The organism is Faecalibacillus sp. MSK20_93, from assembly GCF_020589945.1.
GTDB classification, from domain to species: domain Bacteria; phylum Bacillota_I; class Bacilli_A; order Erysipelotrichales; family Coprobacillaceae; genus Faecalibacillus; species Faecalibacillus intestinalis.
Genome location: NZ_JAJDKA010000021.1, coordinates 22,952 through 43,376, shown reverse-complemented (window position 1 = coordinate 43,376; position 20,425 = coordinate 22,952). Strand labels below are relative to the sequence as shown.

The 20,425-nt window shown below is 25.9% G+C and carries 18 protein-coding genes and 1 pseudogene; all 19 read left to right on the top strand.

From position 1 onward, the window contains the following. Positions 1–294 (top strand): annotated as a pseudogene (locus tag LJD34_RS07925) (N-acetylmuramoyl-L-alanine amidase family protein); the annotation flags it as partial. 116 nt (positions 295–410) lie between these two features. Then, positions 411–1,082, top strand: a complete 672-nt coding sequence (locus tag LJD34_RS07920; protein ID WP_119364116.1) for a glycosyltransferase family 2 protein — start codon at positions 411–413, stop codon at positions 1,080–1,082. A gap of 10 nt (positions 1,083–1,092) precedes the next feature. Next, the gene (locus tag LJD34_RS07915; RefSeq protein ID WP_119364115.1) at positions 1,093–1,434 is read left to right on the top strand and encodes a DUF2304 domain-containing protein; all 342 of its coding nucleotides are present in this window, start codon (positions 1,093–1,095) and stop codon (positions 1,432–1,434) included. Between the two features lie 77 nt (positions 1,435–1,511). Beyond that, complete coding sequence (locus LJD34_RS07910; protein WP_227359585.1) at positions 1,512–3,476, top strand: DUF6077 domain-containing protein; 1,965 nt, start codon at positions 1,512–1,514, stop codon at positions 3,474–3,476. A gap of 189 nt (positions 3,477–3,665) precedes the next feature. Beyond that, the gene (locus LJD34_RS07905) at positions 3,666–4,799 is read left to right on the top strand and encodes an ABC transporter ATP-binding protein (RefSeq protein WP_117852108.1); all 1,134 of its coding nucleotides are present in this window, start codon (positions 3,666–3,668) and stop codon (positions 4,797–4,799) included. 12 nt (positions 4,800–4,811) lie between these two features. Next, positions 4,812–5,585: an ABC transporter permease gene (locus tag LJD34_RS07900; protein WP_022001916.1), complete on the top strand. Its 774-nt coding sequence runs from the start codon at positions 4,812–4,814 to the stop codon at positions 5,583–5,585. 12 nt (positions 5,586–5,597) lie between these two features. Continuing rightward, positions 5,598–7,781: a glycosyltransferase family 2 protein gene (locus LJD34_RS07895; protein ID WP_227359584.1), complete on the top strand. Its 2,184-nt coding sequence runs from the start codon at positions 5,598–5,600 to the stop codon at positions 7,779–7,781. A gap of 81 nt (positions 7,782–7,862) precedes the next feature. Then, the gene (locus LJD34_RS07890) at positions 7,863–8,261 is read left to right on the top strand and encodes a GtrA family protein (protein WP_032090902.1); all 399 of its coding nucleotides are present in this window, start codon (positions 7,863–7,865) and stop codon (positions 8,259–8,261) included. A gap of 1 nt (position 8,262) precedes the next feature. Continuing rightward, complete coding sequence (locus LJD34_RS07885; protein WP_119364112.1) at positions 8,263–9,210, top strand: glycosyltransferase family 2 protein; 948 nt, start codon at positions 8,263–8,265, stop codon at positions 9,208–9,210. After that, positions 9,194–10,702: an ArnT family glycosyltransferase gene (locus LJD34_RS07880; RefSeq protein ID WP_227359583.1), complete on the top strand. Its 1,509-nt coding sequence runs from the start codon at positions 9,194–9,196 to the stop codon at positions 10,700–10,702. The genes LJD34_RS07885 and LJD34_RS07880 overlap by 17 nt, the downstream gene beginning before the upstream one ends. A gap of 9 nt (positions 10,703–10,711) precedes the next feature. Then, positions 10,712–11,977, top strand: a complete 1,266-nt coding sequence (locus LJD34_RS07875; RefSeq protein ID WP_227359582.1) for a DUF6056 family protein — start codon at positions 10,712–10,714, stop codon at positions 11,975–11,977. Between the two features lie 26 nt (positions 11,978–12,003). Continuing rightward, positions 12,004–12,894 (top strand): dTDP-4-dehydrorhamnose reductase, encoded by an 891-nt coding sequence (gene rfbD / locus LJD34_RS07870; RefSeq protein WP_032090898.1) that lies wholly within the window; start codon positions 12,004–12,006, stop codon positions 12,892–12,894. 127 nt (positions 12,895–13,021) lie between these two features. Beyond that, complete coding sequence (locus LJD34_RS07865) at positions 13,022–13,708, top strand: hypothetical protein (RefSeq protein ID WP_175302079.1); 687 nt, start codon at positions 13,022–13,024, stop codon at positions 13,706–13,708. Between the two features lie 465 nt (positions 13,709–14,173). Beyond that, positions 14,174–15,136, top strand: a complete 963-nt coding sequence (locus LJD34_RS07860; RefSeq protein WP_117871857.1) for a glycosyltransferase — start codon at positions 14,174–14,176, stop codon at positions 15,134–15,136. Between the two features lie 8 nt (positions 15,137–15,144). Then, positions 15,145–16,227 carry a glycosyltransferase family 4 protein gene (locus LJD34_RS07855; protein ID WP_117825788.1) on the top strand — a complete coding sequence of 361 codons (1,083 nt, stop codon included), beginning with the start codon at positions 15,145–15,147 and terminating at the stop codon, positions 16,225–16,227. 11 nt (positions 16,228–16,238) lie between these two features. Then, positions 16,239–17,075, top strand: coding sequence for a glycosyltransferase family 2 protein (locus LJD34_RS07850; RefSeq protein ID WP_118473538.1), 837 nt, complete (start codon positions 16,239–16,241; stop codon positions 17,073–17,075). A gap of 3 nt (positions 17,076–17,078) precedes the next feature. Continuing rightward, complete coding sequence (gene cps2T, locus LJD34_RS07845; protein WP_227359581.1) at positions 17,079–18,236, top strand: beta 1-4 rhamnosyltransferase Cps2T; 1,158 nt, start codon at positions 17,079–17,081, stop codon at positions 18,234–18,236. A gap of 62 nt (positions 18,237–18,298) precedes the next feature. Then, positions 18,299–18,997 carry a hypothetical protein gene (locus LJD34_RS07840; RefSeq protein WP_032090892.1) on the top strand — a complete coding sequence of 233 codons (699 nt, stop codon included), beginning with the start codon at positions 18,299–18,301 and terminating at the stop codon, positions 18,995–18,997. A 71-nt stretch (positions 18,998–19,068) separates the two neighbouring features. Beyond that, positions 19,069–20,412 carry an ArnT family glycosyltransferase gene (locus LJD34_RS07835; RefSeq protein WP_227359580.1) on the top strand — a complete coding sequence of 448 codons (1,344 nt, stop codon included), beginning with the start codon at positions 19,069–19,071 and terminating at the stop codon, positions 20,410–20,412. Positions 20,413–20,425: the final 13 nt, after the last annotated feature.

Below are 20,425 nucleotides of genomic sequence, written 5' to 3'. Positions count from 1 at the left end.
GGATCAGGAAATACTTGGTACTATGTAGACGCAGATGGAAAAATGGTAACAGGATATCAAACAGTTGCAGGAGCTAAATACTACTTTGCAGAAAGCGGATTAATGCAAACAGGATGGTTCAAAATCAATGGTGAATATTACTATGCAGCTTCAAGTGGTGTAATTAGTGCCCAATGGGTAAAATCAGGAAATAACTGGTATTATGTAGACGCTAATGGAAAGATGGTCACAGGAGATTATAAAATCAATGGAGTAGTTAATCGTTTTGATATTAATGGTGTTTGGCTTAGATAATTAAAATTATGTACAAAAATGGGATGAATACATCCCGTTTTTGTGTATATTTTGTTTGAAATATATAATTTTATTGGTATAATCAGTAAGAATAGTATTAGAGAAAGAGGGAAAGTATGAAAACTTTAGTTATAATTCCAGCATATAATGAAGAAGAAAGCATTTTAAGAGTTGTTAGAAATCTTGAAAATGCAGATATTGATTGTGATTATATTGTAATCAATGATTGTTCTAAAGATAGTACTGGAAAAATTTTAGATGACAATAATATTAATCATGTTGATTTACCTGTTAACTTAGGCTTAACTGGTGCAGTACAAACAGGTTATAAATATGCTTATTATAATAATTATGACGCAGCTATCCAATTTGATGGTGATGGGCAACATTTACCAGAATATATACCTAGTTTAGTAAAAGAAATAGAAAATGGATATGATATTGTTATTGGATCAAGATTTGTGGATGAAAAGAAGCATTTTAGCATGAGAATGTTAGGTAGTAGAATTATTACTGCAATGATTAAACTAACAACAGGTGCCACTATTAATGATCCTACAAGTGGAATGAGAATCATTAATAAAGAATTAATTAAAGATTATGCTTTTGAATTAAATAGAAAACCAGAACCTGATACACTTGCATTTCAAATAAAAAAAGGTTATAAAGCAAAAGAAGTACAAGTTAAGATGGAAGATAGACTTGCTGGTACAAGTATTTATACAGGAATAGGAAGTTCTATTCAATATATGTTAAAAGTATTAATAACAATTATATTCTTTAATTAGGAGGTAACGTATGAGTTTAACATTACAAATATTATTAATTATATTCACTGTTTTATTCTTTATTATTTTAGTAAAGAATGTTAAAAAAGGTAAATTAAGAACTGATTATGCTTTAGCATGGATTCTTTGTTCGATAGCATTAATTATTTTAAGTATTTTTCCACAAATTGCTTTTTTTGTAGCTAGACTTATAGGTGTCATTTCAACAGCAAATATAGTTTTTGCAGCTATTATTTTTATGCTTATTATTTTAGTATATGTTTTATTTAATAAAGTATCTATGCTAGAAGAAAAGCAAAAAAACTTAATTCAAGAAATTGCTATTTTGAAAAAGAAAAATGATTTAAAATAAATAATATTTATTAAATACATTACGATTTAATCGTAATGTATTTAATTGTTTAAGTTTAATAATAAGGGAGGAAATATATGAATCATCTTTTAACCTTTATATTTTTAATTTTTATTTTTTATTTTTATTGGTTAATAGGAGAGTTTGTAGCTGATTGTTTTGCTATAAAAATAAAAAATTCAACAGCATATGTTATATATGGATTTATATCTGTATTTTTTATTTCTTTTATCATAGGTTTTCCGTGTCAATTATTTCAATTGAGTTGGAATGTTTATTTTATTTTATTTTGTGTTCTTTTCTTTTCTTTTTTTGTATTTTTATTATGGAGAAAATATAAAAATATTTCTACCTTTGTAAATGAATTTAAAAGTAACTTAAAAAAGGAAAACATAATAGATCATGTAAAAAATAATTGGGTTATATATTTTTTTGTTTTTTTATTCACTTTATTTTCAGTATCAAATGTAATGGCTTTATATGAGTTTGATTACGATGATGCTTATTATATAGCGAAAGTAGTTAATTCTATAGGAACACCATCTTTAATGAATGAAAGCTTTTATACAGGATGGCTTACAACATCTGTAGATTATGCACGAATGGTGAATACATATGAGATTACTTATGGTGCTCTCGCAAGTATTTTTCATATTAATCCTGTTTATTTTTGCAAAGTTTTCATGGTTATTCATAACTATACTTTATTTGCATTAGCAATTAAACAATTGGCTAGTTTTGTTACTAAAAGAAAAGCACAATATGCACTTATTCCATTCTTTTTATTTTTAATAGGCCATGGATATTTGATGGAAAATAATGGTTCTTTTTTAATAATAAGATCATTTGACTTATGGCAATTTCAAAATGCCATATGGTATGGTGGTTCAGTAGTAAGAGTACTTTCTGTACCTATCATGTGTATTGTTTGTATACCTTTGATTGAAAATAAAATGACAATTAAAAATATTATTTTTGCTGGTATCACGAGTTGTTCAATGATGTCCTTTTCGACAGTCTTTTTACCTGTTTTTATTGTTATGTTCTTTGTTTTATTTATACTTAAATTTGCTTATAATACATGTATTTCAATAAAGGGAAAAAATACTAAATGGATTATTATTAATTTATGCTGTTTCTTATTTGTTTTAGTATTATTGATTTTAACAAATAAATTGGACCATACTCCTTTATTATCTTTAGCAGATTTTGAATCTTTTAGTAATCAATTATCGCCATTTTATGGATATTATGTTTCTACTGATACAATTATGCAATATAGTACATGTATTGCAGCTATTGCTTTAGCTTTGGTGATTAATTCAAAATATGGAAAATATCTGGCTATTATTACATTAATGCTTATTATTATTGTAGCTAAGAATAAGTTTAATGAACTACTATGTCTATCATCGTTTAATTATTTCTTTGTTATATTAAGATTTTATTCAGCAATTCAATTTATGGTTGTTTTCTTGATAGGGTTATCTATTGCTAAAATACTTGATATTATTTCTTTAAAAACAATATCTGTTTCAGTAGCAACATTAGCGATTACTTCATCTCTCATATTTGTTTATCAAAATTATAATCAAATTAAATCGTATACATTTTTAGGTTGTGGAATTAATCAATATGGTTATGATTTTACACAAATATTTAAATGCGATAATATGATGCTTGATATATTTAATGATGTAGGAGAACATTTTGACAGTTTGCCTTATGGAAATTATACATTATTGGCTCCTCCAGGATTTACTTATCATGGAAAAGTGACTTATCATCAAGGATTCTATATGTCAAGTAATCGAATTCAAATTGTAAAAGAAGGTTCTCTTTACGAAGATGAATTGCAATTTTATCATGCTATTTATGATTATTGGAGTGAAAAAGCATCTTTTGATCAAACGAAGTTTGCATTTGATTATTATAGAGAATCATATTTCTTAACATTTTCTAAAAAACAAGCTGATGAGCTTATGAGTCATGGATATCAATTAGAATATACAAATAATGAGTGTTATGTTATTAGATTATAGAAGCTATATTTATTTAGCTTCTATTTTTATTTTAAAATTCTAAAATATAAAGCAAAGATATGGTAGAATATACAGTGTGAAATATGAAGTGTTGGACAAATAGGTATGTATGTGGTATATATTTATAAGGTTTAATAACGAAATTATTAAGAATATAAGAGAAAAAATAGAAGATTTAGCGGAGGTCTTATGAATAAAGAAAATGCTATTGAAGTAAGAAATATGACAAAGTATTTTAAAGTTGAATATGATAAGGCGCATACTTTAAAAGAAAGATTGTTATCTTTTGGAAAAAGCAATAGAGAAGTTCATACGGTATTGAAGAATATAAATTTAGATATTAAAAAAGGTGAAACTGTTTGTTTGATTGGAACAAATGGGAGTGGTAAATCAACTTTATTGAAGTTGATGACTAAGATTATTTATCCTAATGAAGGGACAATTGAAACACATGGTAAGTTGACTTCGTTACTTGAATTGGGTGCAGGTTTCCATCAAGATTTTACAGGAAGAGAAAATATTTATTTTAATGCTGCTGTTTTTGGTTTAACAAAAGCTGAAATTGAAAAAAGAGTAGATGATATCATTGAATTTTCAGAACTAGGAGAATTTATTGATAATCCAGTTAGAACTTATTCTTCTGGGATGTATATGCGACTTGCTTTTTCAATTGCTATTAATGTAGATGCAGAAATTTTATTAATTGATGAAATTTTAGCAGTTGGAGATCAACATTTCCAAGATAAATGTTTTGATAAATTAAAAGAATTAAGAGATAGTGATAAAACAATTGTTATTGTTTCACATAGTTTAGATACAGTTAAAGATTTATGTACACGTGCTGTTTGGATCTATAAAGGTGAATTTAAATTAGATGGTGATCCAACTTATGTTATTGATGAATATTTAAAACAAGTTAAATTAGATCATAAAGAAGAAGCTAAGAAAAAATATCAAAAACCATTAGATACTTACCATGGTATTGTTGTTGTTGATATTCCTCAATCATTTGCTGAAGTTAAAAAAGATACAGCTCAATTTACAATTTCTGGATGGTCATTGAGTGATTGTTTAAATGATCGTTTAAAAGTAACTTTTGATGATCAAGAGGTTACTGAAATGAGAAAAATAAATAGAAGTGATGTTTTAATGGCTTATCAAGAAAAATATGGTGGTTATGGAACAAATGATGATGAATGTGGATTTGATTATTTTGTAGATGTAAGTCAAATGGAATTAGGAGAACATTCTATTCTTGTTCAATTATTAGACGAAAAAGATAAAGTTATATCTGAAAAAGATTTAAAGATTAATATCATATAGGAGAAAAAGAAAATGAAATTATTTAAAAACTTATATGACTATCGTGAATTATTAAAAACAAATGTAAAAAAAGATATTAGAGGTAAATATAAAGGTTCATTTTTAGGAGTATTATGGTCATTCTTAAATCCATTATTAATGGTTGCCGTTTATGCCATTGTATTTCCTTATATCATGAGAATCAAAACAGATAATTATCTTCAATATTTAATTTGTGGGGTTATTCCATGGAACTTCTTTACGACAGTTATGGGACTTGGAATGGGAAGTATTAAAAATAATGCAGGTGTTATTAAAAAAGTATATTTTCCTAGAGAAATTTTACCAATATCAGCCACATTAAGTGGACTTGTTAACTTTTTTATCGCTTGTTTGATTATTATTCTTTTCTGTGTTTTTGGTGGACTTGGATTAAGTTGGCATATTTTATTAGTACCATTTATTGCGTTGATTCAATTTGTAATTACAGCAGGAATGGTTCTTGGTTTAAGTGCAATCAATGTTTATATTCAAGATACAGAATATATTATTCAATTTGTTATTAATATGTTATTTTATGGAACACCTATTTTATATCCGGCAGAATTATTTCCAGAAGCTATTCGTTGGGTACTTTATTTAAATCCTTTTACACATATCGTAAGTGCCTACCGTGATTTCTTTATGTATCATACGTTACCAGCAATGTCTAGTGTGCTTTATATGGTTGTAATGGCTATTATTTGTTTTGTATTAGGAATGTTTATCTTTAGAAAATTAGAAAAAGGATTTGCTGAAGAAATATAAGGGGTGATAGACATGAAAACATTAGATTATATAAATGTGAGAGATGCACAGGTTCATGGTCTTGTTAATCCTACATTTATTATGTATGGAAATTGTTCTTTAAAAGATTATTCTTTTGAAGTAACTGTTGATGGTAAAAAAAGAGAAGCACGTTTTTTACCAGATCTAGCAAGTGATAATTATGAATTAACATTATCATTGAGTAAAGATGATTCTAAAGTTAAAGTTTATTTAATACATGATGATCAAAAGGAACTTGTTTGTGTAAGAAAGAATACTTTAATGAAAAGAATTAAGTCAAAGATTAGAACACTTTTACAAAAAACAGTTAGAAAAATAAAAGAAACAAATAATAAGGTAAAAGTAAATACTTATGCTATTGGTAAAGAAGTTAAATATATAGCTAAGGAATATCATTTTGTTTTAACACCAAATAGATTAAAACAAAGTAAAAGACGTATTAAAGAAAATAAGAAAACAAAAAATAAATTTTTAGATGTTTATAATTTCTTAAATCAAAAAGAATATCTTTTATGGTTAGAAAAAAATGAAAAACCATTTGAAGAACATCCTCAATTTTCTTACAATCCACTTATTTCAATTTGTATACCAGTTTATAATGTGGAAAGAAAATACTTAGCAGAATGTTTAGATTCTATTTTAAATCAAACATATCAAAACTTTGAAATATGTTTATCTAATGATTGTTCAACTTTACAAGAAACAATTGATACTTTAAATGAATATGAAAAGAAAGATTCTAGAATCAAAGTACATCATCGTAAAGAAAATGGACATATTTCTAAAGCAACAAACGATGCTTTAAATATTGCTAGCGGTGAATTTATTGGTTTAATGGATAATGATGATTTACTTGCTAGAAATGCATTAGCTGAATGTGTCGCTGTTTTAAATAAAAATAAAGAATTAGATTTTATCTACACGGATGAAGATAAGATGGATATGAAAGGATTAAGAAGAGATCCTCATTTTAAATCAGATTATGCACCTGATTCATTACTTGGAAGTAACTATATTTGTCACTTTGAAATCATGAGAAAATCAATTGTTGATGAAATCGGTGGTTTTAGAGTAGGTTATGAAGGGGCGCAAGATTATGATATTTTCTTAAGATTTTTAGAAAAAACAACTCCTGAACGTGTTTATCATATTCCAAAGATTTTATATCATTGGCGTATGATTGAAGGGTCAACGGCTGCCACAATTGATAGTAAAGGATATGCTGTTGAAAAAGGAAGAATGGCAGTAGAAGATGCTTTAAAACGTCGAGGTATTAAAGCTAAAGTAACTGTTCATCCAAGAGTTCCTTATTATTTAGTAAGATATGAATATGAAACAGAACCAATGGTTTCAATCATTATTCCAACAAAAGATTATGCAGATATTACAGAACAATGTTTAAAATCATTATTTGAAAAAACAACGTATAAAAATTATGAAGTTATTTTAATGAATAACAATAGCGAAAAGAAAGAAACTTTTGATTTATTTAAAAAATATCAAAATAAATATTCTAACTTTAGAGTTATTGATGCTAATTATGAATTTAACTATTCTAAAATCAATAATCAAGCTGTAGAAGCGGCTAAAGGTGAATATATTGTTTTATTAAATAATGATACTGAAATTATTACACCACATTGGTTACAAGTAATGGTTGGCTATGCAATGCAACCTCATATTGGGGCAGTAGGTGCTAAATTGTTATATCCTGATAATACGGTTCAACATGCAGGTATTATTTTAGGTATTGGTGGAATTGCACAACATTGTTTTATTGATAATCCAAGAGAAGATGTTGGTTTCTATGGAAGATTATCAGTTCCATTTAATTACAGCGCTGTTACTGCAGCTTGTTTAATGGTTTCTAAAGAAAAATATTTAGAAGTCAATGGTTTGGAAGAAGATTTACAAGTAGCCTTCAATGATGTTGATTTTAACTTAAAATTATTAAAACAAGGTTATTACAATATTTGTTTAAATCAAGTAGAACTATATCATTATGAATCTAAATCTAGAGGAGATGATACAGTTGATACAAAAAGTGCTAAATATCGTAGATTTGTTCAAGAACACGATTACATCAAAGATAAATGGGGTTATATGTTATATAGTGATCGTTTTTATAATCCTAATTTAAGTTTGAAGAAGGCATTTGTCTTAGATAAAGAATAATTAAGAATTATAAAATTGAATATTAGTAAAAAAAATGCTAGTATGTCTATGACAAAACTAGCATTTTTTTAGGAGAAGAAAATGAAAGAATTATTAATGAAATATAAAGAAATCATTATGTATCTTGTGTTTGGTGTTCTTACAACGGTCGTTAATATTGTTGTTTATTTTTTAAGTGCAGAGCTTTTACACATAAATTATTTGATTTCTAATGCACTAGCATGGTTTTTATCGGTTTTATTTGCTTATATCACAAATAGAAAATATGTTTTTGAAAGTAGTAGTCAAAATATATTAAAAGAAGCTGTTTCTTTTTTTAGTTCTCGATTAGCTACAGGAATCTTAGATATGGTACTTATGTGGCTATTTGTGTATTTTAATGTTGTTAATGATGTTATCGCTAAAGTGATTGTTAATGTCATTGTGGTTGTATTGAATTATGTATTAAGTAAGTTAGTTGTTTTTAAAGGGGATAAATAGGATGGAAAAAATAACAGTAATTGTACCTTGTTATAATGAAGAAGCAGCACTTCATTACTATTACAAGGAAATGAGTAGGGTCATGGATGAAATGAATGACGTAGATTTTGAATTATTATTCATAAACGATGGTTCAAAAGATAAAACATTAGAAATTATGATGGAGCTTGCTAAAAAAGATTCAAGAGTTAAATATATTTCTTTTTCAAGAAATTTTGGAAAAGAAGCGGCTATGTATGCTGGATTTGAAAATAGTACAGGTGATTATGTATGTTTAATGGATGCTGATTTACAAGACCCTCCTCGCTTATTACCAGAAATGTTAAAAGCAATTCGAGAAGAAGGTTATGATAGTGCTGCTACAAGAAGAGTGACTCGTAAAGGAGAACCACCAATAAGATCATTTTTTGCAAGAATGTTTTATAAAATCATGAATAAGATATCTGATACTGAATTAATGGATGGTGCACGTGATTATCGTTTAATGACAAGACAATTTGTAAATGCTTTATTAGAATTAAAAGAATATAATCGTTTTAGTAAAGGACTATTTGGTTGGGTAGGATTTAAAACAAAGTGGATTGAATTCGAAAATGTAGAAAGAGTTGCAGGAGAAACAAAATGGTCTTTCTGGAAATTATTATTATATAGTATTGAAGGAATCGTTGCTTTTTCAACAGCACCATTAGCGATTGCATCGCTTATAGGGATGTTGATGTTATTTATTGCTTTTATATTTATAATATTTATAATTATTAAAACACTTATTTTTAATGATCCTACAAGTGGATGGCCATCTCTTGTATGCATTATTACTTTAATTGGTGGTATACAAATATTCTGTACAGGTATTTTAGGACAATATTTATCAAAAACTTATTTAGAAACTAAGAAAAGACCTGTTTATATTGTAAAGGATACAAATATCGAAGATGAAAAAACTAAGTAATTATTTAGATAATAAAAAAGTTATTTTAGCTATCTTATTGATTGTTTCTATCCTAACTCTTTTGATTTGTTCAAAAAATTCACCATTATATCCTTATAATGATTGGGTTGATGGTAATGCTTTTTTTACAATGGGAAAAGGTATGTTTAATGGAAAGGTTCCTTATAAAGATTTATTTGAACAAAAGGGACCTTTGCTTTATTTGATATATGGAATAGGTTATTTAATAAGTCATGATACATTTTTAGGTGTTTATTTATTAGAAGTTATTTCATATACAATTTTTGGCTATTTTCTTTTTAAAATTGCTAGAACTTATTTAAATCAATTTTATGCCTTATTAGCATCTGTTTTGACATTAGCTATTATTTCAGGATCGATTTCTTTTGTACAAGGAGGTAGTGCAGAAGAATTTTGTTTACCTTTTGTTGCAAGTAGTGTTTATTTCTTTATTAAAATTATTAATGAAAATGATTTTGGAAAGAAATATTTATTAATTAATGGGGCAATAGCTGGATGTGTTTCATTGATCAAATTTAATTTATTAGGTTTGTGGTTTATTTGGATGGCTTTATATTTCTTTAAATTAATTTCTTTAAAGGAAATAAAAAAAGCTTTTATAAGTTGTGTTTATTTTTTAGTGGGAATGTTTATTCCTATCTTTATATCAATTATTTATTTTGTTATCAATGGTGCATTAAGAGATTATTATGATGTATATATTACTTTTAATCTAACTGCTTATAGTACAACTATTGATTTAAAAACAAGAATATTAAATATGTTTTCAGCAATTTTCCAACAAATGAAATACAATAGAACAATTTATATATTATTATGTCTTGGTTTTGTAAATTGTTTAACAACAAAGATTTTAAAAAATATTTGGATCAATATATTTATTTTATTATCATTTATCTTTCTAATGATTGGTGTTTATGTAGGTGGATTACCATTTATTTATTATTTTTTATGTTTTGAAGCATATATTATTTTTGGATTTATTTTTGTTTTTTCAATTGTTCAAAATTATTTAAGTAGTCAAACTTTAGCGATATGTATACTATGTGGAGGAATGATATTTTCTGTTCATTATCCATTAAAAAGTCCTAATAGAGGATATATGAATATCCCTCAAAGTGCATATGCACAATATGTTTTTAAAGATATTATTGATAAATCAAAAAATAAAACATTATTGAATTATGATAATTTAGATGGGGGATTTTATACAACATGTAATATTGTTCCTAATGTTAAATATTTTATGCGACAAAATGTTGGATATGATCGTTACCCTCAAATTATTGATGGTCAAAGAGAGGCTATTAAAAATAAGGAAATTGAATTTGTTGTGATAAGAGAATATAAAGATACAATAGGATATCGAAAGAATATTCCTTATTTAAATGATAACTATAAAGAAATAAAAAAATTCAAACAACTTTATGAAGGTATGGATTTTACTTATTATTTATATTGTCTAAAATAGGAGGACACCATGAAAAAAGTAACAGAATGTATCAAAAATCATATATGGGTCATTTATCTAATCTTATTTGTTTTTATGGTTATTAGGCATGCATCTGTAAAATTAGGAGTGGCAGATGATGTATGGTTTCTTGAACAATCAAAAATGGGATTAATTAACTATACTCAAATGAGGATACAAACTTGGACAAGTAGAAATATCATTGAATTGGTGATGCTTGTTTTATTAAATATTAATAAATGGGCTTGGATCATTTTAGATAGTGGAATGTTTGTACTTGTTTTACATTCTTTAAGAAGAATAATTTGTCCAACAAAAGAAAATGATTGGATCATTACTTTTTTTCTAATGCTTGTAATCATGTTATTTCCTTTTGGAACATTTGGCGTGGCTGGATGGTATGCGACGACACTTAACTATGTATGGCCACTTGCGTTAGGATTATATGGACTTTCATATATTATACAAATCATTTCCAATGAAAAGATATCAATAGCTCAACAAATAAGTTATGTGGTTGCTAGTTTATACGCTATCAATCAAGAACAAATGTGTGCATTGTTTGTAGGATTTTATGCTTTATTTATGATATATAGTTTAGTAAAACATAAAAAGGTACCTGTTTTAATGTATGTTCTTTTAGTGTTATCGTTTATAATGTTAGGATATCATGCATTATGTCCTGGAAATGAGCTAAGAAAAGTTGCAGAAATGAATGCTTATTATCCAGCTTTTTATGGCTTTAAGTTGATGGATAAGTTATTGTTAGGAGTTCTTTCAACAATAGCAATTGGTTCTTTACAACCTGCATATATTATTTTTGTTTGGAACATTATGTTGATTTATATCATTTATAAAAATACAAAAAATAAAGGACAATATATACTAGTAGGTCTTATGACCTTTGTTACCTTTGTAGTTAGTGTAAGTGATAGATACTGTAATCATAGAGGGTTTTATCAAATCTTTAATGTGTTTAATGATTATACAAAAGTTATTGAACACATTTCGTTGAATATGAATGTTTGTTTAATTATTCTTTATTTTATATGTATTTTATTGATTAGTTTTTATGTAATAAAAATTAATCTAGGAAATAAGACAATGTTTCTAAGTTTCATAATTATTTGTGCAGCATTTTGTTCAAGAGTTGTACTTGGATTTTCACCATCTATTTTTGTTTCTGGAACAAGAACATTTGTGAATTCATATTTTTTGATCGTAATTGCAACGTTTTTATGTGTTAATTCAAGAAAATTAGAAAGTATGCTATAATAAGTATGCTGATTGGAGGTAAATCAATGAAAGTATTAGTAACAGGTGTTAATGGTCAATTAGGCTATGACGTTATGAATGAATTAAATCAAAGAGGACATGAAGCAATTGGAAGTGATATTACTGAAAGTAATGAACATTTTCAAAAATATGTTCAATTAGATATTACAAATAAAGAAGCTGTAGAATCAGAAATTACAAAAATCAATCCTGATGTTGTTGTTCATTGTGCAGCATGGACTGCTGTTGATTTAGCAGAAGATGATGATAAAGTAGAAAAAGTAAGAGCAGTTAACGCTAAAGGAACAGAAAATATTGCTTTAGTATGTAAAAAGTTAGATTGTAAAATGATTTATATTTCTACAGATTATGTATTTAACGGACAAGGTGAAACACCTTGGGATCCCGATTGTAAAGATTACAAACCATTAAATGTTTATGGACAAACTAAATTAGAAGGTGAACTTGCAGTTTCTTCTAATTTAGATAAATATTTTATTATTCGTATTGCTTGGGTATTTGGTGTTAATGGTAAAAACTTTATTAAAACGATGTTAAATGTTGGAAAGAAATATCCACAAGTTAAAGTTGTTAATGATCAAATTGGAACACCAACATATACTTATGATCTTGCTCGATTATTAGTAGATATGGCTGAAAGTGATAAATATGGTTATTATCATGCTACTAATGAAGGTGGATATATTTCATGGTATGATTTTACAGTAGAAATCTTTAAACAAGCAGGATATACAACAGAAGTTTTACCAGTAACTACTGAAGAATATGGTTTATCTAAAGCTGCTAGACCATTTAATAGTAGATTGGATAAGTCAAAACTTGTAGAAAATGGTTTTAAACCATTACCTACATGGCAAGATGCTTTAAGTAGATATTTAAAAGAAATTGAATATTAAGATTGATTCGCTCATTTTAAATGAGCGAATTTTAGTTTTAATTTTATAATTTTAAAGAAAAATATAAGATTTATGATTTGTTGTTAATATAAGTAATTGGTTTTATAATAGTGAGAGGAAAATGATAATGGATATTAAATATATTGAGAAGAAAATGGAAAAAATAATACCTAAAGGTGTTAGTTTATTAGAATTTATGACTTTTGGTGTTATTGTAATGAGTACATATATATTTTTTCCAAATTTTAGTTTATTAAGATTGAATAGGAAAATGATTAGAGAAATTATATATATTTTTAGTTTTAAAAATATTTTTGTATTGACTATTTTTGTCCTTATATTTGTGGTGATAGACAAAATTCAATATAAGATTAAAATTAAATATGATTTTAAATATAACTTTGTACAATGGGAATTATTAACAAAAAAATTTATTGAATTATATTTTTTTGTTTTATCTTTGTATTTGTCCAATTTTGTCTTATTAAATCAAAAACTGAATGAATATAATACATATGAAATGATATGTTTTCTTTTTTTTATTGTTTCTGTTTGGATTTATTGTATGAATGTCTTATCAAAAATTTTTAAAGAGGATAGTTATTTTGATTATGAATATAATAAATCTAAATATCTTAATAACACGTTATTAAAGTTTGAAGGAAAAAATATTGATGATATAAATAAGAAAATTGCACTTTTAGAATTATATGAGAAAACTTCAAATGCATATGATAAAGGAATAAGAATAGATAAGGAAGAATTTAAAAGAAAAGAAATAGAGAAAAGCTATTTAAAGGTCAATAAAGATTAAATTAATATTCAAAGATAAAAAATATTTAAAGTATTGGTTTATAAACATAGTAGGCTTAAAAGTAGAAAATTAATATGAAATTTGTTAAATTGAAAAATATGTTTTTAAAGCCGCATTAATTTTATATACATTATATATTTGATAGATGGGAATTGTTTGTTTTATAAACTGTTACTACTAAAAGAAATAAGATCAGTATTTAGAATATATGTTAGAAATGATAATTAAAATGTTGCTTATATATCAATTGTAAAGTAAAGAAATAAAACTAAATGTTAATTTTTGTTATTGAGTAGTCACATTTAAACTATATGATAATTATACAAAGCTACATAGGATTATAGTATTTTTAATTACTCATTTTCAAAGACGAAGTAATTAAAATCTAGTTGATTTTATGTGCCATGACTACGCTTTATAATTTAAATTATGTTATACTGTTTCTAACAAAAGAAAGGGATAGTTATGAAAGTATCATTAGTAATGGCTGTATATAATGGCGAAAAGTATTTAATTGAACAATTAGATTCTATTAGAAAACAAACGTATCTAATTGATGAAGTAATATTAATAGATGATGTTTCTACTGATAATAGTTATGAGTTGATTCATCAGTATATCGATGGTTATAAACTTATTAATTGGAAACTTATAAAAAATGAAAATAATTTAGGATATCGTAAGAATTTTAAAAAAGGATTAGAGATAGTAGATGGGGATATCATCTTTTTAAGTGATCAAGATGATCGTTGGCATTTAAATAAAATAGAGGTGATGGTTGAAAAAATGAGTCAATCCACTATTTTATCTCTAGCATCGAGTTTTAATTTTATGGATCAAGATGGAAATTGTTTCGAAGTGAATAAAATAAAAGGACGTTCAAATAATAATTTACTTTTTAAAGAAGTAACAGAAGAATTAACGGAAATCGATTTAAAGAGTTTATTAGAAATGAATTTTTCTCAAGGTTGTTGTATGGCTATCAAAAAAGAAGTTAAAGATGAATATTTAAAAGTAACACAAGGTAAATTGCCTCATGATTGGGAATTGAATATTATTTCTGCTATTCAAAATGGATGTTATTATTTAGATATTCCTTTAATTGATTATAGAATTCATAATAATAATACAATTGGAATGGATAATATTGTTGATGGGAATATTATTAATGAAAAGAAACAAAGAGTGAATGAACGTATTGAACAGACGAAAGCACAAATAGAAAATGTGAATTTTGCATTGGGATTAGAGCTAAATAGAGAACAAAAAAAATATTGTTTAAAATATAAAGATTATTTAACACAAAGAGTTTTAATGATGAAAGAAAAGAAAGCTTGTTCTTTGATTTTATACTTTTTAAAAGGAAAATATAAAGGATTTGGAAGAGTTAAAACTTTTTTAGGAGATTTAGTGAACATTATTAAATAGGTGATTGTATGGAAAAAATATTATTAATATCAAATATGTATCCATCTAAAAAATATAAACATTATGGTGTGTTTGTTCAAAATACAGCAAGTATTTTGAAAAATAATGGATATCAAGTAGATGTATCAGCTTTAAAAAAGAAAGATAGTAAGTTAGGAAAATTAGGTGGATATTTAAGTTTTTATTTAAAAAGTATCTTTTTGTGTTTATTTCATCATTATGATTATCTTTATGCTCATTATATTTCACATTGTGCTCTATTGATTAAAATCATTAAGAAATTAAAACCAAGTATAAAGGTTATTGTAAATGTTCATGGAAATGACGTTGTTCCAGAAGACGCACATGATGAGAAGTTTATTCCTTTAGTTAAATCAACATTACCTCTAATAGATTTATGTATTGTACCATCAAGTTATTATCAAAAGGTCATGATGGAACAATATGGATTGAATGAAGATAAAATCAAGATTTTTCCTTCAGGAGGTATTAATTTTGATGTCTTTCAAGAAATAGAAAACGCTAAAGAAAAATTGCATTTAGATCCAAATAAAAAATGTATAGGTTATATAGGAAGATATGAAAAAAGAAAAGGTTGGGAAGTCTTTTTAAAGGCTATTAGTTTATTAGAAAACGTAGAACAATATCAAATCGTGATGGTGGGTGTTGGTGAAGATGAAGAAAAAGCGAATGCACTTATTCAAGAATATCATTTAGAAAATGTGATAAAAAAATATCCAATGCAAACTCAAAAAGAATTGGCGTTATTTTATTCAGCTATTGATATCTTTTGTTTTCCAACCTATCGTAAAAGCGATAGTTTAGGATTGGTTGGATTAGAAGCTATGGCTTGTGGTTGTATAGTTATTGCATCTAATATGGCAGGGCCAACAAGTTATATTAAAAATCAAGAAAATGGTTTTTTCTTTAAACCGAGAGATGGTAAAGATTTAAATCAAAAAATAGAAGATATTTTATCAATGAATGAACATCAAATAAAAGAGATTAAAGATCATGCTTATCAAACGGCCAAAGCGTATGATGTAAATGATATTTCTCAAAATCTAGTGGATATTTTTAATGGAATATAGGATGTGAAAGTATGGATGTGTCAGTTATTATTCCTATTTATAAAGGGAATGGATATATAGAATCTTTATTAAATAAAATAGAGAAGAATTATCAAGAAAGTCAAAAAGAAATAGAGGTTATTTTTGTTAATGATTATCCTGATGAAGAAATTATTGTAGGTAGTCAACATGATTTTCCAATTAGAATTATTAATAATGAAATGAATCAAGGAATTCATCAAACAAGAATCAACGGTTTAAAAAAAGCGTTAGGTAAATATATTTTATTTTTAGATCAAGATGATGAAATTAGTGATTTTTTTATTAAAAGTCAATTAGAACATATTGGAGATGCAGATTTATGTATCGCTAATGGCATTATGGAATCAGAAAATGGGAAATGTTTGATTTATAAAAATCAAAAATCACAAGATTATTTAAAGAAACAAATTGGTTTTATTAAAGTAAGAGACTTAATTGTTTCACCAGGTCATTGTTTGATTAAAAAAACAAGTATACCAGAATATTGGACAAAGCATGTCATGTCTGTTAATTCGGCAGATGATTACTTTTTATGGCTTTTGATGATTGAAAATAAATGTCAATTTAATGTGAATTATGATGTATTATATACCCATAAGTATACTGGAGAAAATGTTTCAGGAAGTATAGACCAAGTGCATAAGTCTAACATGGAAATGGTTGATTTATTAAAAGAATATTGTCATAATGTCAATGTTGATTTATTGAAAAGAACTATTACATATAAATATGATATGAAAAAACAAGGGAAATTAGTTCCATCAATAAAAAATATAGATTTATTTTTATATAATACAATCTATCAATTATTATGGAAAGGTATGTAAAATATGAAAAATGTATTTATTATAGGGAGTAAAGGAATACCTGCTAATTATGGTGGCTTTGAAACCTTTGTCGAATATTTAACAAAGTATAAGGTCAGTGATGATATTAAGTATCATGTAGCTTGTTTGTCTGATCATGAAGAAGAATTTGAACATAATCAATCAAGATGTTTTAAAGTACAAGTGCCTAATATTGGACCAGCAAAAGCAGTTTATTATGATATTGCAGCTTTAAAAGCAGTTTATCAATATGTTGTTGATCATAACATTGAAGAGGGGATTGTTTATATTTTAGCTTGTCGTATTGGTCCATTTTTAAAGAAATATGTTAAAATGTTTCATACTAAAAATATTCAAGTTTTTGTTAATCCTGACGGTCATGAATTTAAAAGAGCTAAATGGAATTGGTTTATTAGACAATATTGGAAATTATCTGAAAGATTGATGATTAAAAATGCAGATTATGTCGTTTGTGATTCACAAAATATTGAAAAGTATATTCAAGAAGATTACAAAAAGTATCAACCCCAAACAACATTTATCGCTTATGGAGCAGATGTTGTTGATAACAGTGATGAAGAAAAATTTGAAGTATGGGCTAAGGAACATGAGGTTTCAAAAAATGAATATTATTTAATTGTTGGACGTTTTGTTCCTGAAAATAATTATGAAACAATGATTAGAGAATTCATGAGTTCAAATACAAAAAAAGATTTAGTGATTGTTACTGGATATCAAGAAAGTAAGTTGTATCATATTTTAAATAACAAGTATCATTTTGAAAATGATCAAAGAGTTAAATTTGTAGGTACAATTTATGACGATGCTTTATTAAAAAGTGTAAGAAAGAATGCTTTTGCTTATTTACATGGTCACGAAGTAGGGGGAACAAATCCATCTTTATTAGAAGCTTTAGGCTCTACTTCTTTAAATCTTTTATTAAATGTTGGTTTTAATCAAGAAGTAGGTTTAGATTCATGTATTTATTGGGGTAAAGAAAAGAATAATTTAAAACATCTTATAGAACATGTTGAAACATTTGATCAAGATTATATTGATACTTTAGGAAAAGCTGCTAAAGATAGAATTAAAAATGCTTATAGTTGGACAAAGATTGTTTCAGACTATGAAAGCTTGTTCTTAAGAAAAAAAGATTTGTAGATAATTGTAATTTGTTATATAGTAATAAAGAAAAGAAATGAAAATTTCGTGGAGGAACAATTATGATAAAGAAAATAATGGCTGTATTAATGACATTTGTTTTATCGATGTCATTAGTAGGATGTAGTAATGATTCGAGTGATAAAAAAACAACATCTAAAAAGACAACTACATCAAGCAGTACTAAAATCAAAGATGTAAGTGATTTTCAAGAATTTGATGGTATGATTAAATATTTTACAATGGACGATAAAAAAATTGCTATTCCTGAAACAGTTGGTGAATATGCAAATTACTTATCACAAGTAGGAACTGTTACATTAAATGATACAGGTGATAAAGTAGAAGATGTTGAATTAGAAGGTAATGGTATTTCATCAATGGCTGCCTATTTAAATGTTGAATTAGATAGTGGAGATGAAGCTCATTTCTATTTAAGATATGAAAATCCAACTAAAAAAACAATTAGTGTTGCTGAAGCATCTGTAACATTTATTGAAGTTAAATACGATGAATATGCTGAAGAAGAATATGATAAAGCAGCAAAAGGTATTGAAGTAGAAACAAGTGAAGGAACATTAGCTTTAAACAATAAAGTAAAATATGCACAAGTTAGAAAACTTTTTGGAGATCCTGAACAAGAGACAGATGGTAGATTCCATTATACAGACGATGCAGGATATAAATATATGTTTGATTGCTGTAACGAAAATAGAAATGGAATTTTTAGGGGATTTAGTATTGAATATCCAAGTAAATAATAAAAATATCTGCTTTTTATAAGCAGCTATTTTTATATAACAATAACTTATTTAAAAAAGGAACATTAATAATGGCGCAATTAAAACAAATGATAAATAAGAATAAATTTTATATTATAGGAACATTGATTCTCTTTCTATTTTTATTTTATTGTTCAACAAAATTATGTATGAATGTAGCACCAGATGAATATATGAGATATGATATCCCCTTATTTATTTACAATCATTCATATTTACCTAAAGGTGATGAAAAAGAAATATTAAATGCAATATGGGGATTTTCTTATGGATTTACACCTTATCTTCCTTCAATAATTAGTTTTTTCTTTATGAAAATAGCTTCTATCTTTACAACTACTCCAGTACATTTATTGATTGCGGCAAGACTAACAAGTGTTCTTGCGGGGGCACTTACGTTTTTTGTATGTTGTAAAATTGGTGAAGAAATATTTAATCATAAGATGACAATATATCTTTTTGCTATTTTTGTTTCACTATTACCACAATTCATGTACTTATCTCTTTATTTAAATAATGATTCGTTTTCAATATTTGCAACAGCACTTATTGTTTATGGTTGGATTAAAGGAATAAAAACAAATTGGAATTGTAAATGGTGTATTTTTTTAGGTGTTGCTATAGGATTATGTGCATTAACCTATTATAATGCTTATGGATTTATATTATGTAGTATTATTGTATATTGTATGAGTAGTTATAAATTACATTTTACATTTAATGAGTTTTTAAAAAAAGGATTTATAATAGCAATTGCTGCCTTAGTTGTTGGCGGATGGTTTTTTATTAGAAATGCAATGATCCATAATGGAGATTTTTTAGGAATGAATTCTATGTACGATTGTGGTGAAAAATATGCAATGCCAGGTTATCAATTATCACAAAGAGATACTTATCAAAATCAAGGAATTAGTGTGTTTTCTATGATTTTTGATACAAATTGGATAATAACAACTATAAAAAGTTTTATTTGTACCACAGGATATATGCAATATATGATTAGTGGAAAACGTTTTTGTTTATATTTAATAATAATTTTGTTTGGTATGATTATGATGCTTATTGCTTTAAAAAGAAAATATCAATTCAAATTTAAATTTGAAAATTATTTTATAATATGTTTAATTTTATGTGTTTTGATTCCAATTATTTTATCAATAAAATATTCTTATTCTATAGATTATCAACCTCAAGGAAGGTATATTATGTCTATTTTAATTCCGATTGCTTTATTTATGAGTATTGGTTATGAATATTTTAGTGAATTTATTGAAAATAAAATACAAATAAAATCAAGATATATAGAGTTATCAATGATAGGGATCTATATTTTATTATTCGTTATTTGTTATTCAAGTTATATAGCTGTTTGTTTCGGAAGTACAATAATTTAAATTGAAGGTGATT

Coding starts and splice junctions, on each gene's coding strand:
- LJD34_RS07920 (WP_119364116.1), top strand. CDS start 411: ATGAAAACTTTAGTTATAATTCCAGCATATAATGAAGAAGAAAGCATT.
- LJD34_RS07915 (WP_119364115.1), top strand. CDS start 1,093: ATGAGTTTAACATTACAAATATTATTAATTATATTCACTGTTTTATTC.
- LJD34_RS07910 (WP_227359585.1), top strand. CDS start 1,512: ATGAATCATCTTTTAACCTTTATATTTTTAATTTTTATTTTTTATTTT.
- LJD34_RS07905 (WP_117852108.1), top strand. CDS start 3,666: ATGAATAAAGAAAATGCTATTGAAGTAAGAAATATGACAAAGTATTTT.
- LJD34_RS07900 (WP_022001916.1), top strand. CDS start 4,812: ATGAAATTATTTAAAAACTTATATGACTATCGTGAATTATTAAAAACA.
- LJD34_RS07895 (WP_227359584.1), top strand. CDS start 5,598: ATGAAAACATTAGATTATATAAATGTGAGAGATGCACAGGTTCATGGT.
- LJD34_RS07890 (WP_032090902.1), top strand. CDS start 7,863: ATGAAAGAATTATTAATGAAATATAAAGAAATCATTATGTATCTTGTG.
- LJD34_RS07885 (WP_119364112.1), top strand. CDS start 8,263: ATGGAAAAAATAACAGTAATTGTACCTTGTTATAATGAAGAAGCAGCA.
- LJD34_RS07880 (WP_227359583.1), top strand. CDS start 9,194: ATGAAAAAACTAAGTAATTATTTAGATAATAAAAAAGTTATTTTAGCT.
- LJD34_RS07875 (WP_227359582.1), top strand. CDS start 10,712: ATGAAAAAAGTAACAGAATGTATCAAAAATCATATATGGGTCATTTAT.
- rfbD (WP_032090898.1), top strand. CDS start 12,004: ATGAAAGTATTAGTAACAGGTGTTAATGGTCAATTAGGCTATGACGTT.
- LJD34_RS07865 (WP_175302079.1), top strand. CDS start 13,022: ATGGATATTAAATATATTGAGAAGAAAATGGAAAAAATAATACCTAAA.
- LJD34_RS07860 (WP_117871857.1), top strand. CDS start 14,174: ATGAAAGTATCATTAGTAATGGCTGTATATAATGGCGAAAAGTATTTA.
- LJD34_RS07855 (WP_117825788.1), top strand. CDS start 15,145: ATGGAAAAAATATTATTAATATCAAATATGTATCCATCTAAAAAATAT.
- LJD34_RS07850 (WP_118473538.1), top strand. CDS start 16,239: ATGGATGTGTCAGTTATTATTCCTATTTATAAAGGGAATGGATATATA.
- cps2T (WP_227359581.1), top strand. CDS start 17,079: ATGAAAAATGTATTTATTATAGGGAGTAAAGGAATACCTGCTAATTAT.
- LJD34_RS07840 (WP_032090892.1), top strand. CDS start 18,299: ATGATAAAGAAAATAATGGCTGTATTAATGACATTTGTTTTATCGATG.
- LJD34_RS07835 (WP_227359580.1), top strand. CDS start 19,069: ATGGCGCAATTAAAACAAATGATAAATAAGAATAAATTTTATATTATA.